Source organism: Streptomyces sp. NPDC030814 (assembly GCF_055572155.1).
In genome coordinates this window covers 90,456-101,339 of record NZ_JBVIDX010000030.1, presented here as the reverse complement: position 1 = coordinate 101,339, position 10,884 = coordinate 90,456, and the positions used below count along the sequence as shown (strand labels likewise).

The following is a 10,884-nucleotide window of genomic DNA, read 5'->3' as shown; positions in this document are numbered from 1 at the left end:
TCCGCATACTGGATGTATGCGGGCGTTCCGACAACGCGGCGAGGTGCCGTAGCCGGCGTCGTGCGCCCGCCGGGGATTACGGGACAGCCCTTAGAACCCCAGCACCTCGCCGTACTTGATGGCGCCGTGGGGCAGCGCGAAGCCGAACGGGGTCAGCGACTTGCCCAGCGGGTACGTCTCCTCGGTGCTGCTCGGCACGAACCAGACGCCACCCGATCTGGGTTCACCGGCGTTCTCCCCGGGCGCGCTCACCGCGGTGTCCGACAGGCCGTCGCGGTTGTAGTCGCCGACTGCCACCTGGGCGCCGAAGCGGTCGCCGGCCTCGGCCGTGCCGGGCATGTTCGGGGTGTTCTGGCTGCGGGCCAGACCGCCGTGGAGGCCGTGCTCCGTGTCGTTCATGACGACGTATCCGCCCGCGTCCCTCACGGTGCCCACGTCCTCACCGGGCACGCCGACCACCAGCTCGGGACGGCTGTCGCCGTTCAGGTCGCCGGCGGACAGTGCGGCGCCGAAGTCGTCGCCCTCCTCGGCGGTACCGCCGACCTCCGGGCTCGACTGGGTGATGCAGTAATTCTCGGTACCGAACTGTGCGGTCTTCGAGCCCTTGAGCAGGAGCACCGCACCGCCGAGCCGGTCCTCGCAATGCGTCGTCTCCGACTCGGTGTTGGGCTGTACGAGGCCGACCGCGAGGTCGTCGGTGCCGTCCCGGTCGAAGTCGGCGGCGGCGAGCGCGCTGCCGCGGTCGGCGTCGGCCCACCACTGGGCGGGCTTGGCCTGGGCGTCCCAGCGCGTGATGAAGGTGCCGGAGTCGTCCAAGGCCTGCCAGGTGGCCGCGAGGTCGTCCCGGCCGTCGCCGTCGAAGTCGCCGGTGGCCAGGGCGCGGGTGCTGCCGCCCATGCTGTACCTGCGCACCGTGGTGGTGGTCACCGGGTCGGCGGTGAGCGGGCCCGGACGGAACCGGAGCGCACCGTTCTCCTCGCCGTTCTCGCCGTACGCGAGGTCGGTGTCGCCGTCGCCGTCGTAGTCACCCGTGGCGATGGTGCGGCCGATCCTGCTGTACTCGGACGTGCCCCTGGCCACGGTGGTGCCCTTGATGTTCCACCCCGAGCCGTCCAGAACGGTGATGGTGCCCTCGTCCTTGAGCTGGTCCGAGGTGAGCGACTCGCCGCTCGCGCCGACGACGAGCTCGAAGACGCCGTCGCCGTCCACGTCGACAGGTGCCAGGGAGGACCCGAAGCGGTCCCCTGCCTCCGGCGTGCCGGGTATGCCGGCCTCTGCCTGGCTGATCACGCCGGTGGACTGGCTGGGGCTCTGCGGTCCGCCATAAATCACGCTGACGTAGCCGGCCTTGGCCTTGCCGCCCACCGTGGCGTCCGGCATGCCGACCGCGATGTCCGCGTATCCGTCGCCGTTGAAGTCGAACCGCGGGGTCGTCGCAGCCGCGGCGCTCCCGGCGAGCGGCAGGGTCAGGCCGGTTGCGGTGAGGGCTGCTACGGCAGCGGTGGCGGCCAGGGTGCGTGCGCGCACGGTGAACTCCCATGGTCGAAGCAGGAAAAGAGGGCGAAGGCTTACGGGGATGTGACTCCCGAGGTGTACGAACGGTTGTGTGAGAGTGACCGCCCGGTGGACACGGCTTCGGTGACCTCGCCTCCCACGACGCGGCCGCCGCCCTTCCCGGATACGAGGACGACAGCGGTCGCCCGCGTCGGAAGCATCAGCACCACCGCCACCTGGTCGGCCACGACCTAGCGCGGCGGTCTGACCTCCCGGCGCTGGACTGCCGCGGTGCCTCCGAGGTCGTCGAGCAGGTCGGAGAGCAGAGTGCGGGCGGAGTCGAGGGCTGGGATGCCGAAGCGTTTCCGAAGGCGTTCTTCCAACGCCGTCCGGGCACGGCGGGCGGCGGCGACGGCTTCGTGGCCGCGAGGGGTGAGAGCGACGCGCCGGATGCGGGCGTCGTGCGGGTCCGGGAGGCGTTCGGCGTAGCCGAGTCGCTCGAGTTCGGCGACTGCTTTGGAGGCGCCCTGCTGGGTCATGTCGAGCTTTGCCGCGAGGTCGCCGATGGTGGGCCGGGCGTCGAGGAGGTGCTGGAAGACATAGCCGTGGGACATGCGCAGGTCGGGGAAGCCGAGGGCGGCTAGCTCGTCCTGGACGGCGGAGGCGGCGGCGAAGCCCGCGAAGAGGGCGAGGGTGCCTGTGTCGAGGTCGCGCGGGTCGAGTGGCTGCTGCATGAGGCCCACTCTGCCATTGAACAACCTCAGTTGTGCAACTAGGGTTGTGCATATGCCGGAGTTCCCTGAGCACCCCCACGTCCGTACCGCCGTCCGCTACCACCAGGCGGTGTCCCGCTTCGCCCCCGGCGAGGAACTCGCAGCCTTCTTCCACCCGGACGCCGTCCACACGCAGCTGCCCAACGCCCTCTTCCCGGACGGCACCGTCCGCCCTCTGCCCGACCTGATCGCCGCCGCGCGGCAAGGACGCACACTGCTCGCCCACCAGCACTTCGAAGTGATCAACGCGGTCGCCGCCGATGCCCAAGTCGCCCTGGAAATCACGTGGTCCGGCACGCTGGCCGCAGCCGTCGGCGACCTGGCCGCGGGGCAGGTGCTGCGCGCCCACATCGCGGCGTTCCTGGAATTCCGCGATGGAAAGATCATCGCCCAGCGCAACTACGACTGCTACGAGCGCCTTGAGCCCCGCGGCCCCGAGCGAGATCACGGGACAGGCCGATGACGGGCAGGGGCGGCGCGACACGAAGGGCGCTAATAAGGGCGCGGCGGGGTAGTGGGACGTCGACCACCAGCTGTCGAGAAGGAGTCGAGGATGACGGACGACGCCTACTTGTTCCTGCTTGACGACGCCGCCGCGCCGCTCGGTGCGGCCCCCGCCGCCGTCGGTGATCTCGCGTGCATGGAGACTCCCGCGGTACGCGCGTGGCTGGCAGCGCACGGGAGTTCGCCGACTGCTCCGACCCTGCGCCTGCTGCCGCCGGAGGAAACCGGGGCCATTCCCGAGGGAGCGGAGCGGCTGCCCGTCCCGCTGAGCGACGAGGAACTGAGCAGGCTCCGCCACCGGATGGCACCCGAGCCGCTCGCCCGTATCGAAGAGGAGCTGCTCGCCTACCGTGACTGCGCGGGTAGCAGGGACGGCCTGATCGGACGTGCGCTGGCCGCCGGCGTGCCACCGCACCGCGTCGTCGAACTCACCGGCGTGGCCCCCGAAACGGTGACCGCTGCCGCTGAGCGCCCCTCTTCGTGACGGGGCGGCAGGGATCCTCAAGGCCGGTGGGGGCGCCGTCGCGGTCGGTCAGGCGTCAGGTCGTGTCCGCAAAGTCCCGCCTGCGCCGCGGCGGACACGACCTAGGACCACCATCCGGTGGCGGCGTCGTCGAGGGTCCCGTCGTTGCCGCGTGAGTGCCGGGTGGTCGCCGGCGCGCAGTTCCGCCCGCCGTTGGTGGAGCCGCTCCACGTACCACGAGTCTCACCTCGCTGTCGTCGGGGCCGTCGCGGTCTGCTCCAGCACCAGGTTCTGCTCGGGCAGGCAGCCCCCGGTGCTCGGCCCGGAGGGGCAGCGCGTCGGGTGCTCGTACGGGTCAGTGCGAGGATCGCGAGGTGAATGATCCGCACTTCCGGCCGGCGGTCGACGCCGACCTCGCCGCTCTCGTCCGTCTGCGCGACGACGCCGCCCGCTGGATGCTCGCCCAGGGAATCACCGGCCAGTGGCAGCCCGGCCAACTGAACGAGGACCACTTCCGCGAGTCCATGGCGCACGGGGAGGTCTGGCTCGCCGAGACCGACGGCCGCATGGTCGGAGCCTGGGAGCTGTGGTGGCAGGACGAGGACGCTTGGGGACCGCAGCCGCCGGTGGCCGGCTATGTGCATCGGCTGATGGTCGACCGCAGCACCGCCGAGCCGGGGACGGGGCGTTCTCTGCTGCGTGCTGCGGAGTGCCGCGTTGCCCGGGCCGGGCGGGCGTTCGTACGTCTGGACTGCCTGGCCGACAACGCCCGCCTGAACGCCTACTACTTGGACGCCGGTTACCGGGTCGTCGGCCACAAGGCGGGTAAGCCACAGCCGGGCGGTGCCCCCAAGTCGTTCACGCTCCTCGAAAAGGCCTGCGGACCGGCAGCGGGCGGCTGAGTGGCTCTGGCCAGGGCACGCCCGCTGAGGGGACGTTGTGAAGGCATGAGCCGCCCGGCGAGGGCACGTCGGCCCCTGGCCCCGAACCATCACCCCCTCGCTCAACCCCTGGGCGAAATACGGTGTCGCCCGGCCGGACGCACCTGCGTCGAGCGGCGCACCGAACCGGTACGGGCCTCGCCGGAACCGCCCGCCCCCGGTCGTCGTCTTGTGCGCTGACCGTGAACGAAGAGGACGGTGGGTGACGTTGTGACATGGAATGTGACAAAGGCCGGGCTGGTGGCGGTTGCCATGGTGACGGTGCTCGGTGCCTCGGCCTGCAGCGGTGACGTCGGTGCGGCGGCCGACGACAGCCGCGGGACGCTGACCAGGCACCGGGCGGGGGAGTCGCTGGCGCCCTCCGGGGACGCGGCGTCGTCCGGATTGGCCTCGACATCTTCCGACGCTGCGGGACGGTCGGCCGGGCCGGCCGAGCCCGCGGGGGCACGCGTCACCCGGAAGGTGCCGTGGAACCTGGACATTCTCGACCAGCGGTCGCGGCCTCTGAACGGCAGGCTTACCACCACCGCCACGGGCAAGGGCGTTCACATCTATGTGATCGACACGGGGATGGACATCGCCCACAAGGAGTTCGGCGGACGCGCACGTCTCGGCGCCGACTTCGTGGGCCCGAAGGACTCCGGTGACTGCTTCGGCGAAGTGGGGGTCGGCCACGGCACTTTCGTCGCGGGCATCATCGCCGGGGCGAAGTACGGAGTGGCTCCCAAGGCGAAGATCGTACGAGTCCAGGGCATCCTGTGCGAGAGTGACGGCGGCGGCTCCCCGGCGGCGGCCGAGGCGGCCCTGGTGAAGTCGGTCAAGTGGGTCACCGCCCACGCCCAGAAGCCCGCGGTGGTGAACATGTCGCTCAATCTCGACCACCGGTCGCCGGCCCTGGATGCCGCTGTGAAGAAGATGGTCCGCGCGGGGATCCCTACGGTGGTGTCGGCCGGCAACTTCCATGACGACGCCTGCAAGCACTCCCCGGCCGGCGTCCCCGGCACGATCGTCGTCGCAGCCTCCACCTCGAAGGACCGTGCGTGGAAGGACAGCGGGTCCCACGGCTCGGGCTACGGACGGTGCGTGGACCTGTACGCCCCGGGCCAGAAGGTCACCGCCGCGCTCGCCGGCGGCGGTACATACACGGAGGACGCCGGCGCGACGTCCTGGGCCGCGCCGCACGCGACGGGCGTGATCGCGCTGTACCTGTCGGCGCACCCGCACGCCACGGCCGATGAGGCCCACGTCTGGCTCGACCGTACGGCCACCCGTGGTGTCGTACGCGGTGTCCCCTCCGGCACTCCCAACCGACTGCTCAACACCGGCGGCATCTGATCCTCCTCGGTCGTCCGCGTCGCCCGGTCAACCACGTGTGCCGGGGCGCGGCGGCTGTACAGCCGCGGCGAGCAGACGGTTCGTCAGGGGGGCGGCGATGCGGTCGGCCGGGACCGACGCCTCCTGCTTCGCTGTCCGCCCGGCCTGCTGAGCACGTCCGGCACCCTCATCGCCATGCCACTCATGAATCCCTCCTTGTCGCCTTCTCTCGCACCGCACGGCCCGCGGCCCGGATCGCCGCAGCCGGGCGGTTTGCGGCCATCCGCCGTCGGGCGGAGCCTGAAGGTGTACGCCTCTGTTTGAGGAGAGGAGGCGGGGCTGTGAGCAGCATCGCGGACCGCGTCACCCTGTTGTTCCGGAGCAAGGCGAACAAGGCCCTGGACCGGGCTGAGGATCCCCGGGAGGTACTGGATTACTCCTACGCCCAGCAGCTGGAGCTGCTGCGCAAGGTGCGGCGCGGGGTGGCGGATGTGGCCACCAGCCGCAAGCGGGTGGATCTGCAGGTGGTACAGCTGCAGCAGTACGGCGGGAAGCTGCAGACCCAGGCCCAGCAGGCACTGGCCGCAGGCCGCGAGGACCTCGCCCGGGAGGCGCTGACCCGGCGCGCCGCGGTGTCCTCCCAGCTCACCGACCTGCAGGGCCAGCAGGCGGCATTGCAGGCCGACGAGGACAAGCTCACCGTCGCCTCGCAGCGCCTGCAGGCCAAAGTGGACGCATTTCGTACCCGCAAGGAGACCATGAAGGCCACCTACACCGCGGCCGAGGCCCAGACCCGCATCACCGAGGCCGTCACCGGCATCAGTGAAGAGCTGGGCGACGTCGGCCTGGCCATGCAGCGCGCCCAGGACAAGACCGAGCAGATGCAGGCGCGCGCCGGCGCCCTGGACGAGCTGATCGACTCCGGGGTCCTGGCGGACGCCACCCTTCCCGCCGGCCGCGACGACATCCAGGCAGAACTGGAGGCCCTCAGCTCCGGCACCGAAATCGAGCAGGAGCTGGCCCGGATGAAGGCCCGACTCCCCGCATCCACAGCGCGGCCGGCGGCCGTGGAAGGCGGCAGCTCGAACCGTACGCCGGACCAGGAGGCGCCATGATCATCCGGATTCTCGGCGAGGGCCAGTACGACGTCACCGATACTCACCTCGACGAACTGAACAAGCCGGACTCGGCCCTGCAGTCCGCGGCAGATGCCGATGACGAGGCGGCGTTCCACACCGCGCTCAACGACCTCCTGGACACCGTGCGCCGCCTGGGCACCCCGCTGTCCGAGGAAACGATCATGCCGTCCGACCTCGTGCTCCCCGACCAGGACGCCAGCCTGAACGACGTCCAGGCACTGCTGTCGGACGAGGGCCTGATCCCGGGGTGAACCCCGTTCGAGTCGGCTCCGTCGGCTGGACCATCGGTCACCGATGCCGGTGCCGCCGCTCCTGGAGCTTCCTCATCTGCTCCTCGACGATGCGCTTGCCGTGCCCTTGGTCCTTGTGTCGAGACTTGCTGCTCTGCCCACCCTGGCTCATCTGGCGCAACTTCTCGGCCATGTCCTTGGCGCGCTGCCTCATCCCTTCAGCACCCATGACGCACCTCTCGCATCGCTCTTTGTCCTTCTGTCCAGATTGTCATCCGGTCCGGAACCTCGCATCTGGCGGCACCACGGGGCTGACCGCCGGCGCGGGGCGGCTCTGCGAAGATCCCCGGCGTCGTACGGCGGACCGTCTCCGCCGTACACCATCCATCTCCGCGGCCCGCACCTGAGGCACCTGGTCTTCAGGAACTCGCTTCCGCGATCGCCCGGGTGATCTCGCGGGCCATCCTTGTGACGCCGGGGGAGCGCACCGGGCACGGTCTCGGCTTCGACGTCGTGGGTGCCAGACAGAAATGCAGCAGGTCCTTGTCGTGGTGTACGGCCGTGCGGTCCTGGTCCGGCCGGGTGCAGTAGCCGTCGTGGGCGCGCTCGTAAGCGGTGCACGGCAGGTACTGCGCCCAGGTGTAGCGCCCCGACGCCGGGCTGACGGCCTTGCCGGCGTCGGCGACGATGTCACCGGAGGCCTCGGCCTGCTTCTGGTACAGCGCGTTCACCTGTCGGATCCGGTCCGGCGTCATCGGGTCCGGGCCCTGGAGCACCCACACGATCGTCGGCCGGTGCGTGCCACCCGCTCCCGCGATCTGCTCGGTGAGCCGCTCGGCCGCGGCCGCGTAACGGGCCAAGTACTCGGTGCGGTCCCCGCCGTACGTCACGCCGTCCATGCACGGCGTGTAGTCCCACGCGTTGCCCCAGAACTGGAGCACGACGTAGTCCGGACGCAGCCGCCGTACCAGCGCCGCCGCCTTGTCGGCGGCTGGTACGAGCGACCGGTCGGCGGTGCCCTCCAGGTAGTCGCACAGCGTGGTGCCGGAGTAGGGGACGCTCGTGTACCGGGCGTCCAGCTCGTCCTTCAGCAACTCCCCGAGAACCTTCTGGTTCTCCGTCGCGATCGAGTCCCCGAGGTAGAGCACCTCGGGCGCGGGCTTCGCGGCGGGCGCGCCCGGGGACGCGGTGGCCGCCCGTTGGCGTGTGGTCGGCGACGCGTCCGCGGCCGAGGGCGCCGAGGGCGCCTCATGCGGGGACGACTGCGGATCCCCGCACCCGCCGAGCAGCAGCGCGGACAGCACCGCCGCCGCCACTCCCACGATCCACGGCTTGCGCATACGCGACTCCCGCCCCGGCCACCGAAACGGCTCCCCAGGCAAGCACAGCCCGGCACCAGGGGGAAGCCCTTCACCGGCCACGAGGGCGCCCGGCCCGGCCGGACGCCCCCAACACACGCTCACCTCACGGCGTCATACCGCCCGTGCACGCGGCACCCGGCTCCGGCGTCTGCTCGCCCTGGACGTACTTGTCGAGGAACTTCCGCACCCGGGGGTCGGACGCCTTGTCCACCTTCAGCTGGTGCTCCCAGGCGCTCAGCACGATCGGCGACGACTGGTCCTCGTACGGGCTCATGAAGGTGTACGACGTCTTCTTCACCAGGTCGGAGAGCGAGTCGACGTCCGCCTTCGCCGCCTTGTCGTTGTATGTCACCCACACCGCGCCGTGCTCCAGCCCGTGCACGGCGTTCTCGTTCGGCACGGCCTTGGTGTACACCTGCTTGTCGCAGTTGACCCACACCTGGTTGTGGTCGCCGCCCACCGGCGGGCTCATCTTGTAGTCCACGGTTCCGTTGACATGGTTCTGGGTGAGCTTCGACCAGCTCTTCACGCCCTCGACCGGCGCGGCCTTCGCCTCTTCCTTGTCCTGCGCGGCGTCGATCAGATACCAGCCGCCGCCGACGAGCCCGGCGAGGATCACGGTGGTGACGCCGAGCGTGATCAGACGCATGCGGCGCTCACGGGCCTGCTCGGCCTTGCGTATCTCCTCGACGCGAGCGCGGCGCGCCGCCTCCCTGCTCTTCGCGCTCTCCTTGTTGCCCTTGGGGTTCTTGCCGGCCTTCGCCTTGGATGTAGCCACAGGATGTCCTTCTCCCCGCCGTGCCCTCGCCGGGGCAGACGGTGCTGCGAGTCGTCTTCGGTGTCTCGGGTGCGGGATGGCCGCCTGGTGCTGTGACCGGAAAGGTTCACCGGCTCGCGACGCCCGGCACGGCACCTCGCCGCGTTGTCGCATCACCCGCGTAAATCCAGTACGCGGGTGATACTCCGCCTTGCGTTGCTCCCCCACTGCCTGAACGGCGTGGGAGGTGCCCTCAGCACCGGACGCCGCGAGCTGTCCGGCAAACCTTTCCGGTCACAGCACTAGACCCGGAGCAACTGCAGTTCGTGGAGATCGGGCGGGCGGGCCCGCCCGGGGGCCCGGGCCGGGTCGAGCGCCGACAGGGCGGGCACGGCGGCGGGCGGCCAGGGCACGGTGCTGTGGTCCGCGCCTGGCAGCGGCGCATGGCCGAGAACAGCCCGTGGGTCGGACGAGTGGCAGTCGTGTCCGGGGCCCTGTTCGCAAGGGTGATGGTCGGCTCGGTCGGCCCGCGCCGCGACAACCGACGCCTCGACCGGCACCTCGGCGGAGTACACAGGCCCGATGAACGCCGGCCCCGCCCGCCGCACTCCTTCACCGGGAGGCGCGCCCACACAGGACAGCACGAACGCGGCCAGCGCCAGCGAGACGACGACCATGGCGTAGGTCCACCGGCCGCGGGCGCACGGTATCGCCGTACGTCGGAGCGGTCGGCGGGGCATGGGGCGCACCTGATGAGTCGAGTGAACAGGAGTGCGAGCGTCGCTGAAATTATCAGAAGACCCATCGCCGTGGTTCCGTCCCGGCGCGCCCGGTCCCCGCAGGGCCGATTTCTTGCGGTGCGACCTGCTCGGCGCGCGATCGGGGCGACCCCTGGCTAGCGTGAGATCCGCGGAAACCACCCGTCGAACCGAGGAGAGTGGCAGTCATGGCCGCACGTCCCGAGGGCGTTCCCTGCTGGGCCGACGCGATGTTCGGCGACATCGAGGGGGCCAAGAGTTTCTACGGCGACGTACTGGGCTGGACGTTCGGTGAGGCGTCCTCCGAGTACGGCAACTACACCCAGGCCTACGCGGACGGCAAGGCGGTGGCCGCCGTCGTCCCGCCGATGCCCGGACAGGAGGGCCAGTCCGCCTGGTGCCTGTACTTCGCCTCCCCCGACGTGAACGCCACGGCCACGAAGATCCGTGACAACGGCGGAGAACTGCTGATGGAACCGATGCAGGTCGGCGACTTCGGTTCCATGCTCCTCGCCCGTTCCCCGGAAGGTGTCGTCTTCGGTGTCTGGCAGGCGGGCCTTCACGAGGGCTTCGAGGCGATGGGTGTGCCCGGCGCGTACGCCTGGGCCGAGATCTTCAGCCGTGAGCCGGAGAAGTCCGACGCGTTCTTCCCGGCGGTCTTCGGCTTCCGGGCCCGACAGATGGAGGCTCACGACCAACCCGGCATGGACTTCCGGGTCTTCGACCTGGGGGAGGAGCCGCTGATCGGCCGGATGAAGATGACCGACGACTTCCCGCCCGAGGTCCCGTCGTACATCAACGTCTACTTCACCGTCGCCGACTGCGACGACGCGGTCGCCAAGGCCACGAAGCTGGGCGGAGTCCTGCGCTTCGGCCCGATGGATACCCCCTTCGGCCGCTTCGCGGCGCTCAGCGACCCGCAGGGCGCCTCGTTCTCGGTCATCGACGTGACCAACACCCAGGGCGAGATGCCGAAGCTGACCGCCGTGGACTGAGCGGGTGGCGCGAGACGGACGGGGGTGGGGGGGGGGGGGGGGGGGGGCGGGGGCCCCCCCCCCCCCCCCCCCCCCCCCCCCCCGAACCCCCCGCTCCCTCCCTTCCCCCCCACCCCACCCCCCCCAACCCCCCACCTCCCCCCTCCTTTTTCTCT

The 10,884-nt window shown here is 70.7% G+C and carries 13 protein-coding genes; 7 read left to right on the top strand and 6 right to left on the bottom strand.

Annotated features, from left to right (window positions below; all coding sequences use genetic code 11):
* Window positions 1-90 precede the first annotated feature (90 nt).
* A complete protein-coding gene (locus tag ACZ43N_RS37630) occupies window positions 91-1,527 on the bottom strand; it encodes an FG-GAP repeat protein (protein ID WP_468103703.1) in 1,437 nt (478 codons plus the stop codon).
* Window positions 1,528-1,745: 218 nt separating this feature from the next.
* Window positions 1,746-2,228, bottom strand: a complete 483-nt coding sequence (locus ACZ43N_RS37625) for a MarR family winged helix-turn-helix transcriptional regulator (RefSeq protein ID WP_468103701.1) — start codon at window positions 2,226-2,228, stop codon at window positions 1,746-1,748.
* A 52-nt stretch (window positions 2,229-2,280) separates the two neighbouring features.
* Between ACZ43N_RS37625 and ACZ43N_RS37620 the strand changes: the two genes are divergently transcribed.
* The 6 genes from ACZ43N_RS37620 (at window position 2,281) to pspAA (ending at window position 6,879) form a co-directional block, all read left to right on the top strand.
* Window positions 2,281-2,730: a nuclear transport factor 2 family protein gene (locus ACZ43N_RS37620; protein WP_468103699.1), complete on the top strand. Its 450-nt coding sequence runs from the start codon at window positions 2,281-2,283 to the stop codon at window positions 2,728-2,730.
* A 90-nt stretch (window positions 2,731-2,820) separates the two neighbouring features.
* Window positions 2,821-3,255, top strand: coding sequence for a DUF6003 family protein (locus ACZ43N_RS37615; RefSeq protein WP_468103697.1), 435 nt, complete (start codon window positions 2,821-2,823; stop codon window positions 3,253-3,255).
* Window positions 3,256-3,608: 353 nt separating this feature from the next.
* Entirely contained in the window at window positions 3,609-4,136 is a 528-nt protein-coding gene (locus ACZ43N_RS37610; RefSeq protein WP_468103695.1) for a GNAT family N-acetyltransferase, read from the top strand.
* Between the two features lie 261 nt (window positions 4,137-4,397).
* Window positions 4,398-5,510, top strand: a complete 1,113-nt coding sequence (locus ACZ43N_RS37605) for a S8 family peptidase (protein WP_468103693.1) — start codon at window positions 4,398-4,400, stop codon at window positions 5,508-5,510.
* Window positions 5,511-5,830: 320 nt separating this feature from the next.
* Window positions 5,831-6,604 carry a PspA/IM30 family protein gene (locus ACZ43N_RS37600; protein WP_468103691.1) on the top strand — a complete coding sequence of 258 codons (774 nt, stop codon included), beginning with the start codon at window positions 5,831-5,833 and terminating at the stop codon, window positions 6,602-6,604.
* A complete protein-coding gene (gene pspAA / locus ACZ43N_RS37595; RefSeq protein WP_468103689.1) occupies window positions 6,601-6,879 on the top strand; it encodes a PspA-associated protein PspAA in 279 nt (92 codons plus the stop codon). The genes ACZ43N_RS37600 and pspAA overlap by 4 nt, the downstream gene beginning before the upstream one ends.
* A 37-nt stretch (window positions 6,880-6,916) precedes the next feature.
* Here the strand turns inward: pspAA and ACZ43N_RS37590 are convergent, their stop codons facing one another.
* From ACZ43N_RS37590 to ACZ43N_RS37575, 4 genes are all read right to left on the bottom strand, one after another.
* Window positions 6,917-7,087 (bottom strand): hypothetical protein, encoded by a 171-nt coding sequence (locus tag ACZ43N_RS37590; RefSeq protein WP_468103687.1) that lies wholly within the window; start codon window positions 7,085-7,087, stop codon window positions 6,917-6,919.
* Window positions 7,088-7,277: 190 nt separating this feature from the next.
* The gene (locus tag ACZ43N_RS37585; RefSeq protein WP_468103685.1) at window positions 7,278-8,198 is read right to left on the bottom strand and encodes an SGNH/GDSL hydrolase family protein; all 921 of its coding nucleotides are present in this window, start codon (window positions 8,196-8,198) and stop codon (window positions 7,278-7,280) included.
* Between the two features lie 124 nt (window positions 8,199-8,322).
* Window positions 8,323-8,997, bottom strand: coding sequence for a DUF3105 domain-containing protein (locus ACZ43N_RS37580; protein ID WP_468103683.1), 675 nt, complete (start codon window positions 8,995-8,997; stop codon window positions 8,323-8,325).
* Between the two features lie 281 nt (window positions 8,998-9,278).
* Entirely contained in the window at window positions 9,279-9,716 is a 438-nt protein-coding gene (locus tag ACZ43N_RS37575; RefSeq protein WP_468103681.1) for a hypothetical protein, read from the bottom strand.
* Between the two features lie 206 nt (window positions 9,717-9,922).
* Here ACZ43N_RS37575 and ACZ43N_RS37570 point away from each other — a divergent pair, with 206 nt between their 5' ends.
* On the top strand, window positions 9,923-10,729 hold the full coding sequence (locus ACZ43N_RS37570; RefSeq protein ID WP_468103680.1) for a VOC family protein: 807 nt from the start codon (window positions 9,923-9,925) through the stop codon (window positions 10,727-10,729).
* Window positions 10,730-10,884: the final 155 nt, after the last annotated feature.

Bases quoted from the DNA above. Each gene is read 5' to 3' on its own strand.
- ACZ43N_RS37620 (WP_468103699.1), top strand. From the start codon at position 2,281: ATGCCGGAGTTCCCTGAGCACCCCCACGTCCGTACCGCCGTCCGCTAC.
- ACZ43N_RS37590 (WP_468103687.1), bottom strand. From the start codon at position 7,087: ATGGGTGCTGAAGGGATGAGGCAGCGCGCCAAGGACATGGCCGAGAAG.
- ACZ43N_RS37625 (WP_468103701.1), bottom strand. From the start codon at position 2,228: ATGCAGCAGCCACTCGACCCGCGCGACCTCGACACAGGCACCCTCGCC.
- ACZ43N_RS37615 (WP_468103697.1), top strand. From the start codon at position 2,821: ATGACGGACGACGCCTACTTGTTCCTGCTTGACGACGCCGCCGCGCCG.
- ACZ43N_RS37570 (WP_468103680.1), top strand. From the start codon at position 9,923: ATGGCCGCACGTCCCGAGGGCGTTCCCTGCTGGGCCGACGCGATGTTC.
- ACZ43N_RS37575 (WP_468103681.1), bottom strand. From the start codon at position 9,716: ATGCCCCGCCGACCGCTCCGACGTACGGCGATACCGTGCGCCCGCGGC.
- ACZ43N_RS37585 (WP_468103685.1), bottom strand. From the start codon at position 8,198: ATGCGCAAGCCGTGGATCGTGGGAGTGGCGGCGGCGGTGCTGTCCGCG.
- pspAA (WP_468103689.1), top strand. From the start codon at position 6,601: ATGATCATCCGGATTCTCGGCGAGGGCCAGTACGACGTCACCGATACT.